Raw genomic sequence first — 25,900 nt, 5'->3', positions numbered from 1 at the left:
ACAGTTGGCCCGCCCGTTAACAGGCTTAATTGTTTTTTATTCATTCGTAGGCCGGATAAGCGAAGCGCCATCCGGCGTTAAGACGGCGCTACACCCGCCCGTAGCGGTCCTGGAAGCGCACGATATCGTCCTCTTCCAGATACGAACCGGAACGCACCTCAATTAAGTCGAGTGGAATTTTCCCCGGGTTTTCCAGGCAGTGCGTGGCACCCAGCGGAATATAAATGGACTCGTTTTCACCGAGCAGCTTCACTTCACCGTTGATGGTCACTTTGGCTGTCCCCGCCACCACTACCCAGTGTTCGGCGCGGTGATGGTGCATCTGCACCGACAGCCCTTCACCCGGCTTCACGGTGATGCGTTTCACCTGGTAACGCTCGCCGGCGTCAATGGAGTCATATTTGCCCCACGGACGGTAGACTTCACGGTGAATATGGTGTTCGTGGCGGCCATCAGCCTTGATCTGCTCCACCACTTTTTTAACGTCCTGCACGGCATTACGGTCGGCAATCAGCACCGCGTCTTTGGTCTGCACGACCACCAGATCTTTCACCCCTACCGTGGTGACAAGGCCAGATTCGGCGTAGACGTAGCTGTTTTCCGTTTTGTGGCTGATCACATCACCGTGATGGACGTTACCCTCCGGGGTATGCGCGCTAATCTCCCACAGTGACGACCAGGAGCCAACGTCGCTCCAGCCCGCATCCATCGGCACCACTACCGCATCTGCCGTACGTTCCATCACCGCATAGTCAATGGACTCTTCCGGACAGGCGAGGAAGGCTTCTTCGTCCACGCGGATAAAATCGAGATCCGGATCCACCACCGCCATCGCTTTTTCGCAGGCATTTAAGATATCCGGGCGATATTTTTCCAGCTCTTCCAGGTAGCGACCGGCGCGGAACAGGAACATACCGCTGTTCCAGTAGTATTCACCGCTGGCCACGTAGGCCTGGGCGGTTTCCAGATTCGGTTTTTCGACAAACTGCGCCACGTCAAAGGCCACGCTGTCGCCTTCACCAGGCGTAACGCTGCCGCGGCGAATGTAGCCATAGCCGGTTTCCGGAAGATCCGGCACGATGCCGAAGGTCACCAGCTTGCCGTTCTCAGCGTAAGGAATCGCCGCGCGAACCGCGTCGCGGAAGGCGTCTTCCTGCTGAATAACGTGGTCAGCCGCCAGCACCAGCATCAGCGGGTCGCAGTCCGGGCTGCTGCGTTTTGCTGCCAGCGCCGCAAGAGCAATAGCAGGCGCGGTGTTACGTCCCGCAGGCTCCAGAATGATATTTTCGGTCAGTTTATTCAGCTGGCGCAGTTGCTCGGCAACGATAAAGCGGTGCTGCTCGTTACAGATCACCACCGGGCTTTCACACTCCACGCCGTGCAGACGGTTAACCGTCGTTTGCAGCATGGTGAGGTCGCCCTTCAGACACAGAAATTGTTTTGGATAAAGCACGCGGGACAGTGGCCACAACCGGCTCCCGGATCCACCCGCCATTACGACCGGATACAAAGTGGTTTGACTCATGATTTATCCCCGTATATCTGCAATAAATTGGCTCAGCACGTTCTCTTTCTCGAGCGTGCGTTCGGCATATTCACGTGCCACCGTGTTCTCTTTTGGCATGGCGAGTGCCTGCTCAATTCCGGTCACCAGCGCAGGAACCGATTCTGGCTCTACGCAAACGGCAATGCCCGGGTAGCTGTTGCACAGCTGGCCTAATTCTGTTGCGGCTTCTGCCGTAATCACCGCATTTCCGCCCACTGCCAGAATGTTGGTCAGCTTGGACGGCAGCACCGCATCCGCCGCGCCGCGTTTTTGCACCACCAGATGGCAATCTGCCATTTTCAGCAGCGCGGGCAGCGCGTCATAAGACTGAAGCGGGAAGAAGCGGATGCTGGTCAGTCCGCGCTCGCTGGCCATTTTTTCCAGCCGCGCTTTACCGCCGCCCTGCCCGACTATCACGAACATCCACGGGTGTTCGCTCAGCTGAAGCGCGGCGTCAATCACGCTCTCCAGCCCCTGTTTTTCGCCGATGTTGCCTGAGTAAAGAATGATTTTTTGATCTTCAGGCAAACCGAGCTGCGCGCGTAACGCCTGCGCATCCTGGTCTGTCACATCGCGGAAACGCGCCACTTCGGACCAGTTCGGAAAGAAGATCACCTTCTCCGCCGGGACACCCTTCTCCTGCGCCTTGTTCATCATCGAGCGCGAGATGGTCGAGACGTAATCCACGTTGTGCAGGCCGCTGCGCTCAAAGGCGCTGGCGAGCTTCGCCACCTTGCCGCCCTTGCCTTTCCCGGCCATCCCCAGTCCGAGCATGGCGTCCACTTCATAATCCTGAATGTGCAGCAGGGTGCGCGCGCCGGAGAGTTTGCCCAGCAGGCGCATGCCTGGCGTGCAGAACAGCGTCGGCACCACGCCGATGATGCGATCCGGCTTCCAGCGACGTTGCGCCATCAGCGGGAAAAAACTGCTCAGGGCAAAGCTGCCCAGATGAATTAAACGTTTCAGCGTCGAGGGCTGTTTCGGCACGTAGAGCGGGCAGCGCCAGACGGTCGCAGCCCCCTCTTCGCGGCGGTAGCGCCAGCTGGAATAGCGTTCGCCTACCTTCCACTCCGGGTAATACGGCGGGGCGGTAATCACCCGCACGTCATGTCCCTGGCTCGCCATCCACTCGACCATCTCGCCGGTGTATTTCCCGATACCGGTAAGCTCCGGCGAGTAGTTAATTCCGTAGACGAGGATTTTCATAGGCCTGGCACCTCGGCCTGACGTTCCGCAAGGAAGTACGCCCGACTGTTGTCATGGACGTTGTCGCTTGCCAGCAGCGCCTCTGGCGTTAACCAGCGGTAATCGTCATGCTGAGAATCAGGCAGACGCAGGTCTGCCTCACTCACCTTCAGGCGGAACCCCAGCACGACATAGTGCGTGGTGAACCCGGTGCCCGAAAAGTTATCGTCATAGAAGTGCTGCCAGACCCCGTAAAACTGGCCCGCTGCCATCGGCAGTTGCAGGCCCAGTTCCGCCAGAGTGAGACGCTCAAACGCATCGCTTAGCGTCTCATCCTTCTGCACGCGCCCGCCGGGCACGAACCAGAAGCCCTGTGCAGGACGATTGGTTCGTTTCCCCAGCAAGAACTCGCCGCGTTCGTTCTCCACGATCAAATCAATTGAGATGAGCGGAGTGGAACGCACCACCGTGGCAAAATCTTCCTGACTTAAAAACATCATTACCCCCGGAAGCGGTGCTGGTTTTCCAGGAACCACTGGTAGGTGCTGGCCAGCCCCTGCTCCAGTGAGACCTCGTGATACCAGCCCAGCTGATGCAGACGGGTCACGTCCAGCAGCTTGCGCGGCGTGCCGTCCGGTTTGGTGGCATCAAACACCACGCGTCCTTTGTAGCCCACCACCTGCGCGATGGTCTGCGCCAGCTCGCGAATGGTGCAGTCCACGCCGGTCCCGACGTTAATGTGCGACAGCATCGGCTCGGTGTTTTCCTGCCACACCTCGCGATCCAGCTCCATGACGTGAATGCTGGCAGCCGCCATATCGTCCACGTGCAGGAACTCGCGCATTGGCGTACCGCTGCCCCACACCACCACGTCCGGGGCGTTTTCGGCAGTCGCCTCGTGGAAACGACGCAGCAGCGCCGGGATCACGTGCGAATTGCTCGGGTGGAAGTTGTCGTGCGGTCCGTAGAGGTTGGTCGGCATCACCGAGCGATAGTCGCGGTTATACTGACGGTTGTACGATTCACACAGCTTGATCCCGGCAATTTTGGCAATCGCATACGGCTCGTTGGTGGCTTCCAGCGTCCCCTGCAGCAGTTCGCTCTCGGCGATCGGCTGCTTCGCCATTTTTGGGTAGATACAGGATGAACCGAGGAACAACAGCTTGTTCACGTTGTGCAGATGCGCCGCGTGAATGATGTTGCTCTCAATCATCATGTTCTCGTAGATGAAATCCGCCGGGTAGGTGTTGTTAGCGACAATGCCGCCCACCTTCGCCGCCGCCAGATACACCTGGTCGATACGTTCGCTGGCGAAGAAGTCCTGCACCGCTTTGCTGTCAAGCAGGTTCAGCTCGTCGCGGGTGCGAACAATCACCTCAACGTCGCCGCGCTGTTCAAGCTGGCGGACAATCGCGGAACCCACCATTCCGCGATGACCGGCGACAAAAATACGTTGTTTTGTCATTCTCAGGACTCCAGCGCGATGGCAACCTCGTAGCCATGGGACTTGAGCAGGGAGTGTTTTTTCGCTGCTTCAAGATCTTTGGCCACCATCTCGGATACCATTTCTTGCAGGGTGGTTTCTGGTTTCCAGCCCAGCTTCTCGTGCGCTTTGGTTGGGTCGCCCAGCAGGGTTTCCACTTCAGCAGGACGGAAGTAACGCGGATCCACCTGAACAATCACGTCGCCTGGCTTCACGCCCGGTGCGTCGTGGCCGGTCACGGAAACAACGATACCCTTCTCTTCCACGCCGGTGCCTTCGAAGCGCAGCTTGATGCCCAGCTGTGCCGCAGCCATCTCAACGAACTGACGTACGGAGTACTGCACGCCGGTCGCGATCACGAAGTCTTCTGGCTGTTCCTGCTGCAGCATCATCCACTGCATTTTCACGTAGTCTTTCGCATGGCCCCAGTCACGCAGGGAGTCCATGTTGCCGAGGTGCAGGCAAGACTCCAGACCCTGAGCGATGTTAGCGATCGCGCGGGTGATTTTACGGGTCACGAAGGTTTCGCCACGACGTGGGGATTCGTGGTTGAACAGAATGCCGTTACAGGCGTACATGCCGTAGGATTCACGGTAGTTCACAGTGATCCAGTAAGCGTACAGTTTCGCTACCGCGTACGGAGAACGTGGGTAGAACGGCGTAGTCTCTTTCTGCGGAATTTCCTGCACCAGACCATACAGCTCAGAGGTAGATGCCTGATAGAAACGGGTTTTCTTCTCAAGACCCAGGAAGCGAATCGCTTCCAGCAGACGCAGCGTACCCATGGCGTCCACGTCAGCGGTGTATTCCGGGGATTCGAAGGAAACCGCAACGTGGCTCATCGCGCCCAGGTTGTAGACTTCATCCGGCTGTACTTCCTGCAGGATGCGGGTCAGGTTGGAGGTATCGGTCAGGTCGCCGTAGTGCAGGTGGAATTTCGGGTTCGCCGCGTGAGGATCCTGATAAATATGATCGACACGTTCGGTGTTAAATGAAGAGGCACGACGTTTAATACCGTGTACTTCATACCCTTTTTCCAGCAGTAACTCTGCCAGGTAAGAACCATCCTGCCCGGTAACGCCGGTGATGAGAGCGACTTTAGACATGTTTATATTCCTCTACTTATGAATTTAATCAGTTTCAACGCGTTCGCGTATCACCACTGCGGGGTTGCCACGGCAAATTTTATTTGCCGGTAGCGATTTAAAAACGCTGCTGCGGGCACCGACTACCGTGCCATCGCCAACAGAAACACCGGGTGCAACAAAGACGTCTGTTGCCAGCCAGCATTTTTCACCGATCACAACAGGCGAAGCGGTAATATCAAAATGCGGGCTCATAAAATCGTGGCTGCCGGTGCACAAATAACACTTCTGTGAAACCACCGAATTTGCGCCAATCGTAATCTCGCCAAGGGTATATAACACCGCGTCATCCCCTACCCAGGCGTAATCCCCAAGCGTTAATTTCCAGGGATAAGTAATTTTCACCGAAGGACGAATGACTACGTTTTTTCCTATTTTTGCGCCAAACAGACGCAGTAAAAATGCGCGCCAGCGGTACAGTATTTGCGGCGACCAGGCAAATAACGTTGCCTGTACAGCCCACCACAGTTGAACTTTAATACCGCTCCCGCCCCGAAAACCTTTCGGCACGGAGAATCCATTTAATTCCTGCATTACGTTTCCTTATATCTCAGGCTTTGTTATATAAGGCTTTCGCTTTACCCGTCGTTTTCAGACGTAAGAAATAAGATAATTCCGCCCAGAACCCCGGCACGCGTAATATTTTACGCTGCACGTTTTTGGCATCCTGGCACAATTCCAGATTATTCGAGGTTGACACGCCGCCCATTGAAAATTCGGATACCAGTCCTTTAATTCGACGGAACGGGTAGCCAGATTTGTACAGGCTGGCGGCCAGGGCATAATCTGATGACACTTTATAACGCAAATCGTAAGGCTGCTTTTTCAGGCCGCTCATCGGAAAGAAAATAGCCTGATGGCTTGCCGGCAAGCTGTGGTAGATATACCAACCTGGTTTCGCGCCGCGCAGGACTTTTTTCCCCTCGCCGAAATCAAGCAGCGCATCACCGATAAACATGGCATCTTCTTTCTGGCGCGCCAGCTGGCGTGCAAACAGCGCCACATCTTCATGGAACACGTCGCCGGAATTGAGGAAGATGGCGTAGCGCCCCTGCGCCATGTTGATGCCTTTATTCATGGCATCGTAAATGCCTTTATCTTTCTCGCTGATGTAACGTAAGTTGAACTCACCGTTAAGTTTTTCCAGGAACTCCGCCGTGCCGTCGTTCGAGCCGCCATCGACCACGATCCACTCAAAGGTGAGGCTCGGATCGCGCGCCAGGTTGCGCAGCGAGCGCCAGGTTTTTACCACCCCTTCGTGGTTACGAAAGGCGACAGTAATGACGCTAAGAAACATAAATCACCTCATTTCGTCATACGCTCGTAATATTCAACGCTTTGCGCAAAATAAACGGACATACAATTAAGAATGCATATTCCGGGCTAAATATTGACCCGGTAAAAAACAACGACACCGGTGTGAACAGATAAAGTTGCACGCGAAAGTTCTGGTTATCACCAAACGCGTTAATCATCATTTTGAAAACTTTAAACAGATACCACAGTGTCAACAGTACGGCGAACCAGGAAAAATAGATAATTAACAGATACAGACCATTGTCTATGGTTTTACCGACATCCGCACCGTTAAAGATTCCGAATGATGCAACATATTCGTAAAGTGAGCCGAATCTTACTACGCCATCAATATGGGTTAAGGAATAACCCACCATCACCAGTGGACCAATGATGCGATAATAGGACGACGAACCTTCCGTTCCCAAATCACCCAGACGTTCAGAAATGTACGGGAATGCGAATATTACGCCCACTAAAAATACCGTCAGAGAAATAATCGCCAGCGGCAGTTTTTTCTTAATCGCCTCTTTGTTCAGGTACTGGAACGCCCACTCCAGCAGGTAAAACAGAATAAACGTCATTACCCCTGAGAACGACCCTGACAGAACGATTCCTGCAAGGATCATAGCATCGGTCTTGGGGGTTTTGATACCGAACTGTTTGATGCTGAGCCAAATTGAGATTAATGCCAGAGCAAAAAACGCCGGTTCAAAATAGAGCGCAGTGGTACGCTTGCCACCAAACTTAATGAAGTTCAGTACATAGCTGTTACTGTATATAAGATATTTCGAAATTATTTCCATCAGGCTACTGCCGCCTGTGAGAATAATTTGCGCCATCTCCAATGCCGCAAGCATAACAATCAGCCCGACGACAATATAAAAGAACCTGAGGATTTTCCTATAATTGTGCGGAGAGATAGTTTTAAAACGAATACTCCACACCATGCCAATAATGATTACGATATAAACAAACAGCATGGTGGAGGTGACATATTTGCTGGCGTCCAGCGACTGACCAAAGATGTAGTTAAACGCCGTCAGACCAAACCCGATCCCCAGCGCAATCATCAGCTTTTTGAGGTTAAGCTTGTCAACGTAAAGCAACAGCAGAACCGGCAGGAAGGTGACGATAGTGATCGGGAAGCTTTCACCGAGCTGGGCAATCTTAACGTTGACCAGCAGGTAGATCAGCGGCAGCAGCAGATAACTACAGATTCTGATAGAACGAGACATACTCCTCCAGCATCTGTTGTCCACTGTACGCTTTGCGGCTGCGGTTGCGGAACGATTCCAGGTCCGTGCCAAAAACAGCCTGCGCGATATCGGCCTTCGACAGCTGCACCAGCGGCAGCACCTCGTTCTCACTGAAGGTTTTACCGCCCGATTTCTCCAGCACTTCGCGCGCCGCGTCGCTGTGGGTGGCAATGACCGGCACGCCAATGGAGAGCGCTTCGCACAGGATCAGCGGGTAGTTGTCCACGCGAGAGCTGAACACCAGCGCGTCCATACCGTTGAGCGCGCTCATCAGTTTGCGCTTGTCGGTTTCAAACCCGTGATTCACCACGTTAGCGCCTTCGAACGGCGAGAATTTGCCGAAGGTATGCAGCTCAATTTTGTCGCCGAGCGCCATCATGTCGCGCACCAGCTGTTGGTTGGTTTTGCCGTCGTAGCGCAGGTCATGGGCGACGACCGCAATTTTCGGCTTGCCGGTGGTAATGGCTACGGGCGTCAGTTCGGCCAGGATCTCTTCCGTCGCCACATCAATACCGTTGTTGATAATCTGGCAGCGCCCTGCTCCGTACAGGCTATTAAAAGCATCTGCCACGTGCTGGCTTGGAGAGATAAAGGTGCAGCCGAGCGAGAGCATGTCGCGGAACAGCTGACGCTTGCCCTCAACCAGCTGATGCGCGCGATCGACCTTCACCGGCGGATAGTTGCTGAGCGTAGGGCATTTCTGGCAGTTATCTTTCCAGCCTTCGCAGCCGTCGGTAAAGGCGCAGCGTCCGGTCACGCTCCAGTGGTCGTGTAGCGTCCAGACGAAACGGGTGTCCGGCTTGTGCGCCTTCACTTTGCCACAAAACGCTACCACCTCTTCCAGATTCAGCCAGTAGCTGTGTAGCACGTGGAAGTGCAGCACAACCGGCCCGCGGGTGCGGGTGACGGTGCGGTAGAGATTATTCAGGTTGCCGAACAGGTCGCGGTTAAACAGGCGGAACAGCGCAATATTGGCGATGGAGGTCAGACGTGGCGTCTGCTTCAACACCTGCGGATAGTTATCATGGCTGACGCTTTTCTTGCCGCCCTTGCCGTAACCGTAAACAAAGCGCGACTGTAATCCTTTTTGCAGCGCGCGCTGGTGCAGATCCAGCGCTACGCCTGCCGCCCCGCCCTCTGCGAGGCGTACGTTAAATTGCAGAATGTTCATTTAATCACCTTCACGCGGGCTTTCTCGCCCACCACCAGCGCATTGTCCGGAATGCTGTCCAGCACCACGCTACCTGCGCCAACCGTCACGTTATTGCCCACGGTAATCTCCCCGATCATCACCACGTTGGCGCCCAGCTCGACGTTATTGCCAATCACCGGGCAGGCCAGGCTGTCTGGCCCACGGTTGCCGATTGTCACCCCGTGGCGAATGGTGAAATCATCACCCGCGACGACGAACTTGTTGATGACGACCGCATAGCCGTGATGAATGGTAAAGCGGCGGCCAATGGTGGCAGCGGCCTGAATTTCATAGCCAAAAAAGCATTCGGTGATGATGCGGTACAGCACCAGCACCGGCGCGGCCCAGATATTGTTCAGCACATTTTTTTTGCGCCACACCGAGCAAAAGTGCGCAATACGGTAGGCCAGAACCATGCAGCACGGGCGCAGGCTCCAGCTGTTAGCGCGGCAATCTTCCAGAAACATTATTTCCCCCGAAGCCCGTCAGCCAGACGCTTGCCGTTACGCACCGACAGCAGCGTCAGCAGCGTGCGCCAGTTCATGCGCTTGTTACGGATCTGATACAGGGTAAAGAGCTGATACTTCCGACTGGCACGGTCAAACTTGTCCTTGTGCTTGCGGTAAAAATGGAAGTAGCCCGAGAATTTTTTCGGTGACGAGGTGATCTGCATCTCCCCGTGGTTGATGTGCAGGATCTGCGTGGCCTCTTCCACCTTCCACGGCTCGCCGTACTCCACCACCATCCGCAGGAAAATGTCGTAATCCTGTGCGGCCTTCAGCTCGGTATCGAACAGACACTCCTTAAAGCGCCAGGCCCAGGTAAATACCTGATTGCCAATGATGTTGCGCTTGTAGAACAGGCGGCGGGAATACGGTGATTTCGGATACAGCGGCAGGCTGGCCGGCTGCGAATAGACCTCGCCCTGACAGACATAGTCGTTGGCATACAGAAACGCGTGGGTCACCAGCTGCGCTTTGTGCGACAGGAAGATCGACAGACGGTTTGGCGTCCATTCGTCATCATCGTCGATACCGGTCAGATACTGCCCTTTCGCCTGCATAATCGCCTGATTGCGCACCGCGCACGCCCCGGAGTTGATGGCGTTATGCGTGTACACCACGCGCGGGTCGTTCAGGTCTTCGACAAACTTTTGCAGCTGTTCGTAAGAGGAGGAACAGTCATCCACGATAATCAGTTCCCAGTTATCGTAATCCTGACGCAGGACCGATTTAATCGCGCGGATCGCCAGCTGCTGACGATTCCATGTCGGCATATAGATAGAAATCAAAGGGCGTTGTGTGCTCATGTATTCCTCCTGCCCCTCACCCCGGCCCTCTCCCCGGAGGGGAGAGGGTGAAAGACCGCACCAGGCAGTCCCCTCTCCCCTCAGGGGAGAGGGTTAGGGTGAGGGGTGTGGGGTGTGTTTTGTTATTTAGAGTCAGACTTGTATTCGTACTCGTAGTAGCCGTAATCCTGATAACCCGTCGCACGGCGGAAGATGGAGTTCAGAATGACCCCTTTCACCTCAATACCGTTCTGCTCAAAGCGGCTCAGGCTGGTTTCCACTTCCTTCAGGGTGTTCACCGCATAGCGTGCAACCATCAGCGTGGTGCCCGCATGACGCCCTACCACGGCGGCGTCGGTGACCGCCAGAATTGGTGGGGTATCGATCAGCACCAGGTCATAGTTTTTGCTTGCCCACTCGATCAGCTGCGTGAAGCGCTCGCTCATCAGCAGTTCAGACGGGTTCGGCGGTACCTGGCCACGCGGGATCAGGTCAAATTTCGGAATCGAGGTCGGCTTGGCGCTCTCGCTGATCTCCCCTTTACCCAGCAGGATTTCCGACAGGCCATTAACGTTGTTGGTACCCAGCAGCTCATGGGTGTAGCCCTTACGCATGTCGCAGTCGATCAGCAGCACGCGCTTGTTGGTCTGGCTCACCACCGCCGCCAGGTTGGCACAGACGAAGGTCTTACCAATTGACGGGCTGACACCGGTCATCATCAGGACGTTGTTTTTGGCCTGCATCATGGCGAAGTGGAGGCTGGTACGCAGGCTACGCACCGCTTCAATCGCCAGGTCGGTCGGGTTACCCACGGCCAGCAGCTGGCTCTGTTTGTAACGCTTGACGCCCTTAACAGTTTTGACGCTGTCACGGGACTTCTGCCACTCCGAAAGCGGGATGCTGGCGTACACGCTGATCCCGTTCTCTTCCAGCACCTGTGGGCTTTCGATACCGCGGTTGAACAGCGAGCGCAGCAGCACGCCGACGATAGAGAGCATCAGGCCGAGAATAATGCTGCCGAGGATGATCAGCGCTTTCTTCGGCTTCAGCACGCCCGGCTGGGTAATCGCCGGGTCAACGATACGCACGTCGCCCACGGTGCTGGCTTCGGTGATTTTCAGCTCCTGCTGCTTGTTCAGCAGTTGCATGTAAACCTGCTGGCCGGATTCCACATCACGCGTCAGGCGTACGATTTCCTGCTGCGTCTTCGGCATCGCGGTCACGCGGTCATTCAGCTTCGCCTTCTCTTCTTCCAGGGTACGACGTTTCTCGAGCAGCGTGCGGTACGCCGGGTGACGTTTGGTATAGAGCTTGGAAATTTCCGCCTCTTTAAAGGTCAGCTCGTTTAGCTGCGCATCAATATTGACCATGGAGTCGAGAACCGATTTCGCCTCCAGCGGCAGGTCGACGGAGTCTTTATCCTGACGGTATGCGTTCAGCTTGTTCTCGGCGTCATCCAGACGGGCGCGCACCTCCGGCAGCTGTTTACTGAGGAACGCGAGGCTTTTAGCGGCTTCCGCTGACTTGCGCTCAACGTTCTGCTCAAGGTAGTTACGGGTGATGCTGTTCAGGATGTCGCGGATTTGATCCTTGTCTTCACCTGTGAAGGTCATGCTCAGGACGCCGGTGTCCTTGCCGTTTTCGGTGACGGTCAGGTTGTTTTGCAGATTGTTGATCATTCCGAGCGTCGAGAATTTGGTGACCGTAAACTCACCGCCCTCTTGCGCGTGGATGGCACCAACCCTGATGCTCACGCCCTCTTTGGTCAGCATCTGCCCCACTTCGCCGCGCGCGCTGAAGCCTGCGTCGCTGGTCAGCTGATACTGTTTTGGTCCCAGCACGGTCAGGGTAAAGGTTTGGTCCCCTGCCCCTTTTGGAATCACGAAGTCGGTCACTTTTACCGTATCGTTACTGCGCCCCATCAGGCGATCCCAGCCTGCGCCAAACACCGGGAAGGTGTTTTTGGTGACCGCGATATCCAGCCCCAGATCGTGAACCGTTTTGCCCAATACCAGGCGCGACTGGATCAGCTGAATTTCAGCCTCCGATGCCGGCGGCTTGTTGGCCAGCGCAGAGCCGATATCCTGAACCAGCGAGTTTCCGGTATTTTGTTCGATCTGCACCAGCGCGTCGGCGCTGTAAATAGGCGTCGCGAACAGCGTATAAACGATCGCCGCCACGGCAAAGATGGCGGTTATACCCAGCACCCACCATTTCGCTTCAATAACGGTCCCGACCAGGCGACCGATATCGATTTCATCACTGCCCGACGTCGGGGCGGCAGAAGGTCTTGTTTTTTCTGTCATTGTTATCCCTGCTGAGCTTTCAGTGCCTGCGCCCACTGGCGGGCAGACTGGTCTAGTAAGGTGTATACCGCCTCAAAGGCCTCGCGGCTCTTGCGATACGGATCGGGAATTTCGCGCTCACCATCCCAGTGACCAAACAGCATCACCTTGCCGCGCATCTCCGGTGCGATATCGCACAGCGCGTGAATGTGGCGTTTTTCCATCGCGAGGATCAGGTCATATTCCCGGCACATTCGGCCAGAGACCTGACGGGCAACGTGCCCGTCGAGTGAGAGGTTATGCTCAAGGGCGACGCTTGCGGCACGTTCGTCGGCACCTTTTCCGACCAGCGCGCCCAGCCCTGCGGAGTCGACCGTTAACGCAGGCTGGTAATTTTTCAACAGCCTTTCAGCCGTGGGGGAACGGCAAATGTTCCCCACACACACCACCAGAATTTTGTTAAACATCGCGGCTTACCAGGTATGAATGTCGCTCGCCGTATCCGTCATGTAGCGAACGCCACTGATGGTAGGCAGCAACTGGTTGATCAGACGGTTCCAGCGGGCAACCGGCGCGGTGGTGACATAGACCACATCGTATGGCTGGAGACGGAACGACGTTGCCATGACCAGCGACGTCGCGTCGGACATGTCCAGCTGGTAGATGTTGGCAATCTTGCCTTTCGCGTTTTCGCCTTTGATCGGACGGATCACAAAGATGCCGCTGGCGTTGGAGGCGGTCAGATCGATACCTTCCGCGTTGCCCAGGGCTTCGGTCAGGGTCATACCGCTGAAGTCCATCTTAAGGGTGCTCTGTTTCTTCACTTCACCCATCACGAACACTTTCAGATCGTCGTTGCGCGGCACGTAAAGAATATCGCCCGGATAGAGGAGACGGTTCTGGGTCAGGTCACCGTTTTGCATCAGCGCCTGAAGCGAAATGCGCTGCTCTTTGCCGTTGTGGGTCAGCACCACGTTGCGCCAGTCAGCACCGTCGGTTAAGCCGCCTGCGGCATTGATCGCATCAAGCACGGTGAGCGGGACGTTGGTGATAGCCTGCTGACCGGATTTGTTGACCTGGCCTGAGATATAGGCTTTCTGGGATCGGAACGCGGCGATATTAACGTCCACCTGCGGGTCAGCAATGTACTGCGCCAGGCGGCCGGTAATATCACTACGGATCTCAGCAAGCGTTTTGCCCGCGACGTGCACTTTGCCAATGTAGGGATAGAACATGGTGCCATCGGACTGTACCCAGTTACCGGTGTCGCTTGAGCTGCGGTACTGGCCCGCAGGTGTGGTCAGTTCAGGGTGATCCCAGACGGTCACGTTAATGACGTCACCCGGACCAACGCGATACTGGTAAGAGGCAATTTCCTGGTCCAGAGACATATTTGGCTGAGCAACATTCGGACGTGGGCGTAATTGTTCTACCAGACGTGGGGTTAATGGGTAAACATTCACCATTTTGTCGAGATCAAAATCAGCATCCTGCTGTTTAATCACATCCTTGCCCATTGTTGACATATTGCTGCCGGGAAAGACCGTGCAACCACTCATCAAGGTCACAGACACCAATAATGGCATCAATTTCATTTTGGATTTCATCATTGATTATTTATCACTTTGGCAGAGTAATTATCCTGTGCAATTAAAATAAGCGCGGGTCGTGGTGACAATCAGAATGCAGTTAATCATTTAGCAATATAACTGGCATCAGTCCTAAAAAAAGCTTATTCATCCATTGGCTATTGACAGAATAATTGAGGCTGATTCACACGCTTTCAGGCACGCTACCGCCCTTGGCTTTCAGTTACCAATCCACTGACTAAACAATGCGTTATGGTTAGACACCCTCTTGGATCAGGCCTTTTGAGAAATATATCCGCCACCTTAAACGGGTGATTGATAATGTATAACCTTCACCAAAGACTGAAACAAAAATAGCAACAAGGAGATTTAACATTTGATGCTGGAAGAATTGTTGCAGCTAACCTAATAGCAGGCAAGGAGACAACCGTCCTAATATTCGTTTTTAAGATTAATATTAAGAGCAAAGTTTTGAGGTTTTCGGATTTTCTTTATATTGACAAAATAGAGCGCCAGACCATTTATTGCGATATATCCTAAATATCGTCTTTTGTAATTAAATCTTCGCATTTAACTTATTTACACAGCCCCGCAAATGGGTTTTACCTGAGTGTAGCATTAAGAGAAATCTCACCCCGGCATTGCAATTTCCGTCTGCTTTATCCATGATCGAAGTGTGACATTAGTCATATAACAGAAGGTATTGCATTTACTATGGAATGGATTGCCGATCCATCAATCTGGGCCGGGCTGGTGACGCTGGTCGTCATCGAATTAGTGCTCGGCATTGATAACCTGGTGTTTATCGCCATCCTTGCCGATAAATTACCCCCTTCACAACGCGACCGCGCCCGCGTGACGGGTCTTCTGCTCGCCATGGTGATGCGTCTGCTGTTACTGGCCTCAATATCATGGCTGGTCACGCTCACCAAACCCTTATTCAGCGTGCAGGGTCTGAGCTTTAGCGCCCGTGACCTGATCATGCTTTTCGGCGGATTGTTCCTGCTGTTCAAAGCCACGGTTGAGCTTAATGAGCGGCTGGAAGGAAAAGACAGTGAAAACCCCACCCAGCGGCGCGGCGCTAAATTCTGGCCGGTGGTCGCGCAGATAGTGGTGCTGGATGCCGTCTTTTCTCTCGACTCCGTGATTACTGCCGTCGGGATGGTTGACCATCTGGCGGTGATGATGGCCGCCGTGATCATTGCCATCACCCTGATGGTGCTCGCCAGTAAAGCCCTGACGCGCTTCGTGAACAGTCACCCGACTATCGTCATTCTCTGTCTGAGCTTCCTGCTGATGATTGGCTTTAGCCTGGTGGCGGATGGTTTTGGCTTCCATATCCCGAAAGGATATCTGTACGCTGCCATTGGTTTCTCGGTGCTTATTGAGTTTCTTAACCAGCTGGCCATTTTCAACCGCCGCCGTTTTCTTTCCGCGAACCAGACATTACGACAGCGCACCGCAGATACGGTGATGCGTCTGCTGAGCGGCAAAAAAGAGGATGCCGAGCTGGATGCTGAATCCGCTGCGATGCTAGCCGACCACAGCGACGGGCAGATCTTCAACCCGCAGGAACGCCGGATGATAGAGCGCGTGCTTAACCTCAACCAGCGCTCGGTCAGCAGTATCATGACCTCCCGCCACGACATTGAGCATATTGACCTGACGGCACCGGAAGAGCAGATCCGTGCCCTGCTGGATAAAAACCAGCACACCCGCGTGGTAGTGACCGGCGGAGAAGAGGAAGAAGAGCTGCTGGGCGTGGTACACGTGATTGACCTGCTGCAACAGCAGCTTCACGGTGAGCCGCTCAACCTGCGCGCGCTGGTGCGCCAGCCGCTGGTCTTCCCGGAAGCGCTGCCGCTGCTCTCCGCGCTGGAGCAGTTCCGCAACGCGCGTACCCACTTCGCGTTTGTCGTTGATGAGTTTGGTTCTGTGGAAGGGCTGGTGACGCTCAGCGACGTGATGGAAACCATCGCCGGTAATCTGCCTAATGAGGTGGATGAGATCGATGCACGCCACGATATTCAGAAAAACGCAGACGGCAGCTGGACCGCCAACGGCCATATGCCGCTCGAAGATCTGGTGCAGTTCGTTCCGCTTCCGCTGGACGAGAAGCGCGAATACCACACCATCGCCGGTTTGCTGATGGAATATCTGCAACGTATTCCGCAGCCGGGCGAAGAGGTCCAGGTGGGGAATTACATGATCAAAACCTTGCAGGTAGAGAGCCATCGCGTGCAGAAGGTGCAGCTGATACCGCTGCGCGGTGAGGATGAGATGGATTTTGAGGTGTAAAAAAGCCGGGTGGCGCTTCGCTTACCCGGCCTACGGTGTCTGGCTTTTGTAGGCCGGGTAAGGCGAAGCCGCCACCCGGCACAACAGGCATCAGAGCTTATCGAGCAACTTTTTCACGTCCTTACCAGACTGAGACTCTTTATTGCGGTCCGCCCAGTCATTCAGCCGACGTTTCGCTTCATCCTGAAGGTGCTTACGCAGGATCTGATCGACCTGCAAACTGTAATTGAGTTCCTGCCATTTTCCGTACACGCGCAGCGGTATCGGCGTCTGTTTCAGGAACTCGACAAGCTGGCCTTCCCCTTCCCAGCCGGCCTTCACGCGGACGTTGAAGCGGGTGTCAACCGTCTCTTTCACCAGATCCAGCGCGCCGTTTCCGGTCAGCGCCAGCAGGGACGAGATTCCCTGCATCTCGTCGAGCGAGAGCTGACCGTTGTCGAGGGCAAGCTCGCTGGTAAAGCTGTCGAGACGGGTTGCGCTATCGTAGTTTTCATTCGCCTTCACGCTGCTGCTGCGCTCTACCGCCTGCTGCACCAGTTGCTGGAAGTTCAGCCCTTCCATGCGCGAATCTTTTAGCTCAACGTGCGCCTGCCCCTTCCAGCTACGACGGAAGGCGTCCGCATCAATCTTCGTGCCGGAGAAATCCCCGGCCAGCGACAGCTGCCCCGTGAGGGAAATCGGGTAATTAAAGGCTTTCAGGATGGTGCCAATCTCAACGTTTTCCAGACGCGGCTGGAACGCGGCGCTGGCAACGTCTTTACGTACGTCCAGCGTGCCCGGCAGGGAGAGATTTCCTGCCCCCATTTTTCCGCTGAGCTCAGAGATGACCAGCAGGCCGTTGTGGTTGAACATCTGGCTGTTGACGTCAGTAAAATCAATCCCACGCCAGCGCACGCTGTTCGCTTTAAGCAGAATGTCGGCGGTAAATCCGCGCAGACCATTGTAGTCAGGCAGATCGAGACTGGAGGAGATCACCGGACGCGACTGCGTGACCTGGCTTTGCCCTACCTGCGCGACACCCTCATCGGTCGCATTCACCGTTTGGGCCGCGAGCAGGTTCTCAAGGTTCAGCTTGTCGAATTGCAGATCCAACACCCACTTGGGTTTCTCATCAAGCGTGACGCTCGCCTGCCCCTTCAGGGAACTGTCGTTGGCCTGGAGGTTGAGCGCGTTCAGTTCGAGCTGTTTGCGCTCTTCGTGCCACACCGCCTGCATCGTGCCCTGGCCGGCGATCCCCTTCGCGGGTAAATCCGCGCCGGTCAGCTGCCAGTTGACCTGCTGAACGTCCGCCGTCAGCTGGTGCGGGTAGTCAGAGGCGTTCACGTTCGCATTCATCGACAGGTTGAGATCGCGCTGATTACGGTTGATCCGCCCGGAGAACTCCATGGTCGCGTGATGGTTGGCGTCCTGCTCCATCCTGAGGTTGATATTGCGGACGGTGATCTGTTCGTCATCCTCATGCTGGAAAACCAGCACGCTGTCAGCAACTTTCAGATTACCAATATCGAAAGACCAGCCAGTGTCAGACGGAACGTCAGGCAAAGTATTTTCACGCGGTGCGACCGGAGCATTCGCCTGACGAACGGCTTCGGTTTGTGGCGTAAGCTGAATCACCGCCCCTTTCAGCATCACCTGTTCAACCTGGAGCTGATGGGATAAGAGCGGGATGAGCGCGACATCAAGACGCATGTTATCCGCCGTAACAAGCGGCTGCGCGGCGCCCGGCGCGGTGAGCGACATACGTCCGGAGAGAATGCTGAGCTGCGGCCAGACGTGCCAGCGCAGCGGCCCGTCCAGCTTGAGTTCATACCCGCTGCGCGCTTCAACCTGCCGCACCATATAGGCCCGGAAGTCATTCGGGTTAACCAGCAGCACCAACGCTGAAAGGCCAGCCACCAGCACCACCAGCAAAATCATCAGCGTTGTCAGAACTCTTCTCATGGCTTCCTCAGTGAACTCACAGATCAGTCTTTATCGATACGGCTGGCAACCGCACCCTGCTGGTCGCGATATTTTGCGTCCTGACGGCGGTTATAAGGACGGTCTGCCGGGCCGGTCAGCGGTTCGAAGCTCAACGCACCGATCATCATTCCCGGGCGAAGCGCCAGCGGCAGTTTACCGGCGTTAAAGAACTCCAGCACGATACGGCCAGACCAGCCCGGATCGATACGGTGCGCGGTGACGTGCACCATCAGGCCCAGACGCGCCAGAGAAGAGCGTCCGTCAAGCCAGCCGACCAGATCCGCAGGCAGCGTGACCGATTCAAAGGTCACCGCCAGCGCCAGTTCGCCAGGATGGAGATAAAACGCCTCTCCTTCTTCGATGACGATTTCGTCACTCATGACGCGATCCAGCGCCGCACTGACTTCGTCTTTCGGCCCGCTGAGGTCGATAAACGGTGCCGTGTGGCCGCTGAAGGTGCGGAACTTATTCCCCAGACGTACATCGACGGTCACGCCGTTAATACGCTCAACCGGCGGACGCGGGGTGATAGACAGGCGGCCTTCATCCAGCCAGGCTTCTATATCGCGGTCACAAAGACGCATGGCACTTTCTCCTTTCGTGCATCGCGCCCTGAATCCTTACGGCGTCAGGGCAAAACCAGGTTATCTCTGAACGGTACACAATTCACACGGCTTATTCAAAAAACTGACTGATTTTCGCTTTTAAGATATCAATGGCAATACGGTTTTTACCGCCGCGAGGCACAATAATATCGGCGTATTGTTTAGAAGGCTCAATAAATTGCAGGAACATCGGGCGAACGGTTTTCTGATACTGCGCCATCACGGAGTCCATGGAGCGACCGCGTTCGTTAACGTCGCGTTTAATACGCCGCATCAGGCAGATATCCAGCGGGGTATCGACGAAAATCGAGAAGTTCATTGATTCGCGCAGACGGGCGTCGGTGAGCAGCAAAATCCCTTCAAGGATAATCACCTTCTTGGGCTCAATGCGGATCGTTTCCTGGGTGCGGGTATGTTCCACGTAACTGTAGACGGGCAGCTCAATCGCCTCGCCGCGCTTCAGCGCTTCCAGATGCTGGAACAGCAGACTGTGATCCATCGCACTGGGGTGGTCGTAGTTGGTTTTTACGCGCTCTTCCATCGAAAGATGGGATTGATCTTTGTAATAGCTATCTTCGGGAATAACACCGATATGCTCATCACCCACTTGTTCACGCAGTTCGCGATAAAGCGTACTGGCAATAAGACTTTTACCTGAAGCCGATGCGCCGGCGATGCCTATGATGACGCACTGATGAGACTTATCAGTCATAAATTTAGCGACCTGATTAACCTGGATGTAAGGAAGGACGACGCCGGAGCGTCAAACGCGGCAATTATAGGGATTTCGGGGGCGTGATACCAGTCGAATGCGCAGGTTATGCGAGGCGGGCTGAAAAGCGCCGTTTCACGCCTTTAGCGAAATTTTTACGCACGGATTTTCACCATTTCATCCCCCTTCTTCGCAGAGTAACTATTTTATAAGTCTATGAAGTCAAAATCTGAGCACTCAGCATATGAATTGTAAAATGTTTGTACTAGCATAAACCAAATTAATGATTTCACGCGTCCGGAGCTGGCTCCTGACAACACGGCGTCCCTGGATAGAGCGGTAATGAATAAACAATACCAGCGGGTTTTGGTTACTACCCCACATCCTTTACTGCGGCTTGTCTGTCTGGGTCTGGTCACGTTCATCTTCACCTTATTTTCCCTTGAGCTGACTCGCTTCGGTACGCTGCTGGCGCCATTGTGGTTCCCGACCTCCATTATGATGGTGGCGTTTTACCGCCATGCGGGAAAAATGTGGCCCGGCATCGCCCTCGCCTGCTCCTTTGGCAATATTTTTGCCTCGTGGATGCTCTTTTCATGGGAATCAATCAACTTAACCTACACGGCAATCAATATTATTGAGGCCTGTGTTGGTGCGGTGTTGCTGCGTAAGCTGCTCCCCTGGTATAACCCGCTGCAAAACCTCAACGACTGGATACGCCTTGCCCTCGGCAGCGCCCTGGTGCCGCCGCTGGTGGGCGGCATTCTGGTTCATTTTCTGGTGCCAGGCGCGGAGCCGCTGCGTAATTTTCTGTTTTGGGTACTTTCAGAAGCCATTGGCGCGCTGGCGCTTGTACCGTTAGGTCTGCTGTTTAAACCGCATTACCTGCTGCGCCACCGCAACCCGAGACTGCTGCTGGAAACGCTGGTGACCCTGGTCATCACCCTGGTCCTGAGCTGGACGGCTATCACCTGGCTGCCGTGGCCGTTCACCTGCATCATCGTTTTGCTGATGTGGAGCGCGGTACGCCTGCCGCGAATGGAAGCATTCCTGATTTTTTTATTCACCATCATGATGGTGTCCTTGATGATGGCGCGAAACCCGCCCTCCATGACACCTTCAAACATGATGGTGACCTTCAACGCGCCATGGCTTCCCTTCCTGATGATGCTGCTCCCCGCCAACATTATGACGATGGTGATGTATGCCTTCCGGGCCGAACGTAAACATATTACGGAAAGCGAAGAACGTTTTCGTAATGCGATGGAATATTCCGCGATTGGTATGGCGCTGGTGGGCATTGAGGGCCAGTGGCTTCAGGCCAACAAGGCGCTGTGCAATTTCCTCGGTTACAGTCAGTCTGAGCTTCAGTCGCTCACGTTCCAGCAGTTAACCTGGCCGGAAGATTTAAATACCGACCTGGAGCAGTTGCAACAGCTGATTAACGGGGAGATCAACAGCTACAGCCTCGAAAAACGCTACTACACCCGCAGCGGCGAGGTGGTGTGGGCGCTGCTGGCCGTTTCCGTTGTGCGCCATGCCGACGGTACGCCGCTCTACTTTATTGCCCAGATTGAAGACATCAACGACCTGAAACAGACCGAGTGGGTGAATAAGCGTCTGATGGAGCGTATCACCCTCGCGAACGAAGCCGGCGGCATCGGGATCTGGGAGTGGGATCTCGAGCCGGACGTGATCAGCTGGGATAAACGGATGTTTGAGCTGTACGAGATCCCCCCGCACATTAAACCCACCTGGCAGCTCTGGCATGCGGCCATGGTGCCTGAAGATCGTGCGCACGCCGAACAGGTACTGCGTGAGTCACTCCAGGCCAGGGTGCCTTTCAAGCTGGAATTTCGCATTCGCGTCAAGGATGGCATTCGTCACATTCGTTCGCTGGCGAACCGGGTGCTGAACAAACAGGGCGAAGTGGAGCGGCTGTTAGGGATCAACATGGATATGACCGAGGTGAAGCAGCTGAACGAGGCGCTGTTCCAGGAAAAAGAGCGCCTGCATATCACCCTCGACTCCATCGGCGAAGCGGTGCTGTGCACCGATATCGACATGAACATCACCTTTATGAACCCGGTCGCCGAGAAGATGAGCGGCTGGTCGCAAAGCGAAGCGCTGGGTCAGCCCGTTCTGAAGGTGCTGCACATTACCTTCGGCGAGAACGGCCCGTTAATGGAAAACATCCACAGCGGCGATATGTCCCGTACCGATATCGAACAGGATGTGGTGCTTAACTGCCGGAATGGCGGCAGTTTCGACATTCATTACAGCATTACCCCGCTCAGCACCCTGGAGGGGCACGCTATCGGCTCGGTGCTGGTGATTCAGGATGTCACCGAGTCGCGCAAAATGCTGCGCCAGCTGAGCTACAGCGCTTCCCATGACGCCCTTACCCACCTGGCGAACCGCGTCAGTTTTGAAAACCATCTTAAGCGCCTGTTGCAGACGGTACAGGAGACCCATCAGCGTCACGCGCTGGTCTTTATCGATCTTGACCGTTTTAAAGCGGTGAACGATACCGCAGGCCACGCGGCGGGCGACGCGCTCCTGCGCGAACTCTCTTCGCTGATGCTGACCATGCTGCGCTCCAGCGACGTGCTGGCGCGTCTGGGCGGCGACGAGTTTGGCCTGCTGCTGCCGGACTGCAACGTCGAAAGCGCACGCTATATTGCGGGCCGGTTGATCGACGCCATTAACAACTATCATTTTTCCTGGGAAGGACGCCTGCACCGCATCGGCGCCAGCGCGGGGATCACATTGATTGACGACGCTAATCATCAGACAGCGGAAGTGATGTCTCAGGCCGATATCGCCTGTTACGCCTCGAAAAACAGCGGGCGCGGTGTGGTCACCGTCTATGAACCCCAGCAGGAGCGGATCCACAGCACGCGCAGCATGATGTCGCTGGATGAGCAGTGGCACATGATCAAAGATAATCATCTGCTGATGATCGCCCGCAGCGTCGCCTCACCGCGCATTCCCGAGAGCAGTAGCTTCTGGCTGATTTCCCTGCGGTTGTGGACCAGCCAGGGGGAAGTGCTGGAAGAGCATGCCTTCCGCGCCGGGCTGGCGGAGCCGGAGCTGCTGCACGCCCTTGACCGACGTATATTCAGCGAATTTTTCCGTACCTATGCCGCACAGGTGGAGGCCAAAGGGATGGGCGTCGCGCTGCCGCTCTCAGAAGCGGGTTTAGCCAGCGTCACGCTGGTGGATGAGCTGCTCGACCTGATCACCAGAGGTCCGCTGCCGGCGCGGCTGCTGCATCTGGCGATCGCCGTTGATGTGCTGAGCAATACGGATGAAAACGTGCAGCAGGGTCTGCAAAAGCTTCGTCAGGCTGGCTGTCGCGTGGTGCTGACCCGGGTTGGACGCGATATGAACGTCTTCAGCCAGCTCAGCGCCAACACCGCTGATTATTTGCTGCTGGATGCAGACGTGGTAACCAACGTCCACGGCAATCTGATGGATGAGATGATGGTGACCATCATTCAGGGCCACGCCCAGCGTCTGGGCATAAAAACCATTGCCGGGCCATGCCATCAGTCGATCATGATGAATACGCTGTCGGGCATCGGCATTGACTTTATTTACGGCGACACCATCGGAGAAGCGCAGCCGCTCGATCTACTGCTGAATACCAGCTATTTCGCCATCAACTGACGGCGACCAGCCGTCGGTGTACCAGATATGTAACAGCGCATACGAGCGCCACGGCTGCCAGCGCTCGGCATAGCGACGGATCTGCGCGGGCGTCATACCGGCAAAGCGCTGTTTAATGAGATAATCATCCGGCAGGAAAACATCCTTCGCCTGCCAGCCGCGCAAGGCCAGATAATTTGCGGTCCAGCGCCCGATGCCGGGGCGCTGCTGTAGCGCCTTCATCCCGGCCTCGACGTTCGCAGGCGGGAACAGCGGGAATTCACCGTCCACCACCGACTGCGCCAGATGAATCAACGACTCCGCACGCTTGAGCGGCATCCCAAGGGCTTTCAACGCCAGCGGATCCACCGCGGCCAGTACCTCTGGCGGAGGAAAACAGAGGTAGCCCGGCGCGTCCTGGATGGGTTCACCGCACAGCGCCACCACTCTTGACGCCAGTTTTGCCGCCATCGCAACGCTCACCAGTTGCCCGAGAATGGCGCGCACGCCCTGCTCGTAGGCATCCATCGCGCCCGGCAAACGTAACCCCGGCCGCGCCGCGCCGAGATCGCCCAGGGTCTGCGCAATTCTTAGCGGGTCGCAATCAAGATCGAACAGGCGGGCAATGCGGTTCAGGCAAATATCCGCCACCGGGATCAGGCCAGGGCTGAGCGACACCGCCAGCGTATGGGTTGCGCTGTCTGGCGTAACCCGTAAAACGCCCTGGTGCCCCGCATAGCCAAAACTGCGTTCGTAGTAATCCTCCGTAACGGTCTCAACCCCTGTGACCGCACGCGCGGCAAGAAAGCCAAACATCCACTGCCAGTCGTAGGGCGGTTGCCAGTTCAGGGTGTACATCGTCTCTCCTTTTGTATTTACCTCAGCATAAACCGAAAGATCGCGTTGCGCCTTGCTTTCATATTCCTGTTGTCGCCTGGCAGACATTTCGCTAAAGTCTCGCCCCTTCTCACCGGCATGGGGATTTATTGTGTTTATTGGATTCGACTACGGCACCGCAAACTGCTCGGTTGCGATAATGCAAAACGGACAACCGCAGCTCCTGAAAATGGAAAACGGCAGTACGCTGTTGCCGTCAATGCTCAGTGCGCCCACGCGTGAAGCGGTGAGCGAGTGGCTGTTCCGCCATCATCAGGTTCCGGCCACGGCGGCGGAAACCCAGGCGCTGCTGCGCCGTGCGGTCAGCTTTAACCGCGAGGAAGATATCGACGTTACCCCTTCCAGCGTGCAGTTCGGCCTCTCTTCCCTCGGGCAGTACATTGAAGACCCGGAAGAGGTCTACTTCGTTAAATCGCCGAAATCCTTCCTTGGCGCCAGCGGCCTGAAGCCACAGCAGGTGGCGATGTTTGAAGATCTGGTCTGCGCGATGATGCTGCACATCCGCAATCAGGCGCAATCCCAGGTGCCGGATGCCATCACCCAGGCGGTGATTGGCCGTCCGATCAACTTCCAGGGGCTGGGCGGCGACGAAGCCAACCAGCAGGCGCAGGGGATCCTTGAGCGTGCAGCGCACCGGGCTGGCTTCCGTGACGTGGTGTTCCAGTATGAGCCGGTTGCGGCGGGACTGGATTTTGAAGCAACGCTGACGGAAGAGAAACGGGTGCTGGTGGTGGACATCGGCGGTGGTACGACGGACTGTTCATTACTGCTGATGGGTCCGCAGTGGCATCATCGTCGCGATCGTGAAAACAGCCTGCTGGGACACAGCGGCTGCCGCGTGGGCGGTAACGATCTGGATATCGCCCTGGCATTCAAGAGCCTGATGCCGCTGCTCGGCATGGGCGGTCAAACCGAGAAAGGCATCGCCCTGCCGATCCTGCCATGGTGGAATGCGATTGCCATCAACGACGTCCCTGCCCAGAGTGATTTTTACAGCACCGCGAATGGGCGTTTCCTTAACGATCTGGTGCGTGATGCGCAGGATGCAGAGAAGGTCGCGCTGCTGTATAAGGTGTGGCGTCAGCGTCTGAGCTACCGGGTGGTGCGCACCGCCGAAGAGAGCAAAATCGCCCTTTCCGATCGTCCTGAGCATGCGGTTACGCTACCGTTTATCAGGGACGATCTGGCTACGGCTATCACCCAGGAAGGGCTGGAAATGGCGCTGGCTCAGCCGCTACAGCGTATTCTGGAGCAGGTGCAGCTGGCGCTTGAGAATGGCAAAGAGAAACCGGACGTGATTTACCTGACCGGCGGTAGCGCCCGTTCCCCGCTGATCAAGAAAGCGCTGGCGGAACAGCTGCCGGGGATCCCGATTGCCGGCGGCGATGACTTTGGCTCCGTTACGGCAGGACTGGCCCGCTGGGCGCAGGTGGTGTTTAGCTAATGGGGTTGTGCCGGGTGGCGGCTTCGCCTTACCCGGCCTACGGTTCGAGCATCTTGTAGGCCG

Annotated in this window: 21 protein-coding genes; 3 read left to right on the top strand and 18 right to left on the bottom strand. The window is 55.7% G+C overall.

The window, feature by feature from the left end; genetic code table 11:
- Positions 1 to 88: 88 nt before the first annotated feature.
- The 14 genes from cpsB to ACOT1A_RS00040 all read right to left on the bottom strand — a co-directional run bounded on the left by cpsB (position 89) and on the right by ACOT1A_RS00040 (position 14,289).
- On the bottom strand, positions 89 to 1,525 hold the full coding sequence (gene cpsB, locus ACOT1A_RS00105) for a mannose-1-phosphate guanyltransferase (protein ID WP_022648632.1): 1,437 nt from the start codon (positions 1,523 to 1,525) through the stop codon (positions 89 to 91).
- Positions 1,526 to 1,528: 3 nt separating this feature from the next.
- A complete protein-coding gene (gene wcaI / locus ACOT1A_RS00100; protein ID WP_276169850.1) occupies positions 1,529 to 2,752 on the bottom strand; it encodes a colanic acid biosynthesis fucosyltransferase WcaI in 1,224 nt (407 codons plus the stop codon).
- A complete protein-coding gene (locus ACOT1A_RS00095) occupies positions 2,749 to 3,228 on the bottom strand; it encodes a GDP-mannose mannosyl hydrolase (RefSeq protein WP_072201098.1) in 480 nt (159 codons plus the stop codon). The genes wcaI and ACOT1A_RS00095 overlap by 4 nt, the downstream gene beginning before the upstream one ends.
- 2 nt (positions 3,229 to 3,230) lie before the next feature.
- Positions 3,231 to 4,196, bottom strand: coding sequence for a GDP-L-fucose synthase (gene fcl / locus ACOT1A_RS00090; RefSeq protein WP_015572377.1), 966 nt, complete (start codon positions 4,194 to 4,196; stop codon positions 3,231 to 3,233).
- A 2-nt stretch (positions 4,197 to 4,198) separates the two neighbouring features.
- A complete protein-coding gene (gene gmd / locus ACOT1A_RS00085; RefSeq protein ID WP_003863514.1) occupies positions 4,199 to 5,320 on the bottom strand; it encodes a GDP-mannose 4,6-dehydratase in 1,122 nt (373 codons plus the stop codon).
- 24 nt (positions 5,321 to 5,344) lie between these two features.
- Positions 5,345 to 5,893 (bottom strand): colanic acid biosynthesis acetyltransferase WcaF, encoded by a 549-nt coding sequence (gene wcaF / locus ACOT1A_RS00080; RefSeq protein ID WP_003863512.1) that lies wholly within the window; start codon positions 5,891 to 5,893, stop codon positions 5,345 to 5,347.
- Between the two features lie 16 nt (positions 5,894 to 5,909).
- Positions 5,910 to 6,656 (bottom strand): colanic acid biosynthesis glycosyltransferase WcaE, encoded by a 747-nt coding sequence (gene wcaE / locus ACOT1A_RS00075; RefSeq protein WP_022648636.1) that lies wholly within the window; start codon positions 6,654 to 6,656, stop codon positions 5,910 to 5,912.
- 16 nt (positions 6,657 to 6,672) lie between these two features.
- Positions 6,673 to 7,893, bottom strand: a complete 1,221-nt coding sequence (wcaD, locus tag ACOT1A_RS00070; protein ID WP_022648637.1) for a colanic acid polymerase WcaD — start codon at positions 7,891 to 7,893, stop codon at positions 6,673 to 6,675.
- Positions 7,868 to 9,085, bottom strand: coding sequence for a colanic acid biosynthesis glycosyltransferase WcaC (wcaC, locus tag ACOT1A_RS00065; protein ID WP_023300547.1), 1,218 nt, complete (start codon positions 9,083 to 9,085; stop codon positions 7,868 to 7,870). The genes wcaD and wcaC overlap by 26 nt, the downstream gene beginning before the upstream one ends.
- Entirely contained in the window at positions 9,082 to 9,573 is a 492-nt protein-coding gene (gene wcaB / locus ACOT1A_RS00060; protein WP_023300548.1) for a colanic acid biosynthesis acetyltransferase WcaB, read from the bottom strand. The genes wcaC and wcaB overlap by 4 nt, the downstream gene beginning before the upstream one ends.
- Positions 9,573 to 10,415 carry a colanic acid biosynthesis glycosyltransferase WcaA gene (wcaA, locus tag ACOT1A_RS00055; RefSeq protein ID WP_006811246.1) on the bottom strand — a complete coding sequence of 281 codons (843 nt, stop codon included), beginning with the start codon at positions 10,413 to 10,415 and terminating at the stop codon, positions 9,573 to 9,575. The genes wcaB and wcaA overlap by 1 nt, the downstream gene beginning before the upstream one ends.
- 122 nt (positions 10,416 to 10,537) lie before the next feature.
- Positions 10,538 to 12,700, bottom strand: coding sequence for a tyrosine-protein kinase Wzc (gene wzc, locus ACOT1A_RS00050; RefSeq protein WP_276169851.1), 2,163 nt, complete (start codon positions 12,698 to 12,700; stop codon positions 10,538 to 10,540).
- Positions 12,701 to 12,702: 2 nt separating this feature from the next.
- Positions 12,703 to 13,146 carry a low molecular weight protein-tyrosine-phosphatase Wzb gene (gene wzb, locus ACOT1A_RS00045; protein WP_003862078.1) on the bottom strand — a complete coding sequence of 148 codons (444 nt, stop codon included), beginning with the start codon at positions 13,144 to 13,146 and terminating at the stop codon, positions 12,703 to 12,705.
- A 6-nt stretch (positions 13,147 to 13,152) separates the two neighbouring features.
- Positions 13,153 to 14,289: a polysaccharide export protein gene (locus ACOT1A_RS00040; RefSeq protein ID WP_022648641.1), complete on the bottom strand. Its 1,137-nt coding sequence runs from the start codon at positions 14,287 to 14,289 to the stop codon at positions 13,153 to 13,155.
- Between the two features lie 693 nt (positions 14,290 to 14,982).
- Here ACOT1A_RS00040 and ACOT1A_RS00035 point away from each other — a divergent pair.
- On the top strand, positions 14,983 to 16,566 hold the full coding sequence (locus tag ACOT1A_RS00035) for a TerC family protein (RefSeq protein ID WP_023306574.1): 1,584 nt from the start codon (positions 14,983 to 14,985) through the stop codon (positions 16,564 to 16,566).
- Positions 16,567 to 16,656: 90 nt separating this feature from the next.
- Here the strand turns inward: ACOT1A_RS00035 and asmA are convergent, their stop codons facing one another.
- From asmA to udk, 3 genes are all read right to left on the bottom strand, one after another.
- Entirely contained in the window at positions 16,657 to 18,507 is a 1,851-nt protein-coding gene (asmA, locus tag ACOT1A_RS00030; RefSeq protein WP_063150026.1) for an outer membrane assembly protein AsmA, read from the bottom strand.
- Positions 18,508 to 18,530: 23 nt separating this feature from the next.
- Entirely contained in the window at positions 18,531 to 19,112 is a 582-nt protein-coding gene (dcd, locus tag ACOT1A_RS00025; protein WP_006811250.1) for a dCTP deaminase, read from the bottom strand.
- A 91-nt stretch (positions 19,113 to 19,203) separates the two neighbouring features.
- Positions 19,204 to 19,845, bottom strand: a complete 642-nt coding sequence (gene udk / locus ACOT1A_RS00020; protein ID WP_000130320.1) for a uridine kinase — start codon at positions 19,843 to 19,845, stop codon at positions 19,204 to 19,206.
- Between the two features lie 342 nt (positions 19,846 to 20,187).
- Between udk and ACOT1A_RS00015 the strand changes: the two genes are divergently transcribed.
- Positions 20,188 to 23,517: a diguanylate cyclase gene (locus ACOT1A_RS00015; RefSeq protein ID WP_276169853.1), complete on the top strand. Its 3,330-nt coding sequence runs from the start codon at positions 20,188 to 20,190 to the stop codon at positions 23,515 to 23,517.
- On the opposite strand, the gene alkA is transcribed toward ACOT1A_RS00015, so the two are convergent.
- Entirely contained in the window at positions 23,482 to 24,354 is an 873-nt protein-coding gene (gene alkA, locus ACOT1A_RS00010) for a DNA-3-methyladenine glycosylase 2 (RefSeq protein WP_063151858.1), read from the bottom strand. The two genes, ACOT1A_RS00015 and alkA, sit on opposite strands and share 36 nt — an antisense overlap.
- 130 nt (positions 24,355 to 24,484) lie before the next feature.
- Between alkA and yegD the strand changes: the two genes are divergently transcribed.
- The gene (yegD, locus tag ACOT1A_RS00005) at positions 24,485 to 25,837 is read left to right on the top strand and encodes a molecular chaperone (protein WP_276169854.1); all 1,353 of its coding nucleotides are present in this window, start codon (positions 24,485 to 24,487) and stop codon (positions 25,835 to 25,837) included.
- Positions 25,838 to 25,900: the final 63 nt, after the last annotated feature.

Source organism: Enterobacter cloacae complex sp. SYL003 (assembly GCF_049236925.1).
In the GTDB taxonomy this organism is placed as follows: domain Bacteria; phylum Pseudomonadota; class Gammaproteobacteria; order Enterobacterales; family Enterobacteriaceae; genus Enterobacter; species Enterobacter intestinihominis.
The sequence above is the reverse complement of the archived record's forward strand: the minus strand, read 5'-3'. Positions and strand labels throughout refer to the sequence as shown.

Coding starts and splice junctions, on each gene's coding strand:
- wzb (WP_003862078.1), bottom strand. CDS start 13,146: ATGTTTAACAAAATTCTGGTGGTGTGTGTGGGGAACATTTGCCGTTCC.
- ACOT1A_RS00015 (WP_276169853.1), top strand. CDS start 20,188: ATGAATAAACAATACCAGCGGGTTTTGGTTACTACCCCACATCCTTTA.
- ACOT1A_RS00040 (WP_022648641.1), bottom strand. CDS start 14,289: ATGATGAAATCCAAAATGAAATTGATGCCATTATTGGTGTCTGTGACC.
- alkA (WP_063151858.1), bottom strand. CDS start 24,354: ATGTACACCCTGAACTGGCAACCGCCCTACGACTGGCAGTGGATGTTT.
- wcaF (WP_003863512.1), bottom strand. CDS start 5,893: ATGCAGGAATTAAATGGATTCTCCGTGCCGAAAGGTTTTCGGGGCGGG.
- cpsB (WP_022648632.1), bottom strand. CDS start 1,525: ATGAGTCAAACCACTTTGTATCCGGTCGTAATGGCGGGTGGATCCGGG.
- gmd (WP_003863514.1), bottom strand. CDS start 5,320: ATGTCTAAAGTCGCTCTCATCACCGGCGTTACCGGGCAGGATGGTTCT.
- wcaE (WP_022648636.1), bottom strand. CDS start 6,656: ATGTTTCTTAGCGTCATTACTGTCGCCTTTCGTAACCACGAAGGGGTG.
- wzc (WP_276169851.1), bottom strand. CDS start 12,700: ATGACAGAAAAAACAAGACCTTCTGCCGCCCCGACGTCGGGCAGTGAT.
- fcl (WP_015572377.1), bottom strand. CDS start 4,196: ATGACAAAACAACGTATTTTTGTCGCCGGTCATCGCGGAATGGTGGGT.
- dcd (WP_006811250.1), bottom strand. CDS start 19,112: ATGCGTCTTTGTGACCGCGATATAGAAGCCTGGCTGGATGAAGGCCGC.
- wcaD (WP_022648637.1), bottom strand. CDS start 7,893: ATGTCTCGTTCTATCAGAATCTGTAGTTATCTGCTGCTGCCGCTGATC.
- wcaI (WP_276169850.1), bottom strand. CDS start 2,752: ATGAAAATCCTCGTCTACGGAATTAACTACTCGCCGGAGCTTACCGGT.
- asmA (WP_063150026.1), bottom strand. CDS start 18,507: ATGAGAAGAGTTCTGACAACGCTGATGATTTTGCTGGTGGTGCTGGTG.
- udk (WP_000130320.1), bottom strand. CDS start 19,845: ATGACTGATAAGTCTCATCAGTGCGTCATCATAGGCATCGCCGGCGCA.
- wcaC (WP_023300547.1), bottom strand. CDS start 9,085: ATGAACATTCTGCAATTTAACGTACGCCTCGCAGAGGGCGGGGCGGCA.
- wcaB (WP_023300548.1), bottom strand. CDS start 9,573: ATGTTTCTGGAAGATTGCCGCGCTAACAGCTGGAGCCTGCGCCCGTGC.
- ACOT1A_RS00095 (WP_072201098.1), bottom strand. CDS start 3,228: ATGTTTTTAAGTCAGGAAGATTTTGCCACGGTGGTGCGTTCCACTCCG.
- wcaA (WP_006811246.1), bottom strand. CDS start 10,415: ATGAGCACACAACGCCCTTTGATTTCTATCTATATGCCGACATGGAAT.
- ACOT1A_RS00035 (WP_023306574.1), top strand. CDS start 14,983: ATGGAATGGATTGCCGATCCATCAATCTGGGCCGGGCTGGTGACGCTG.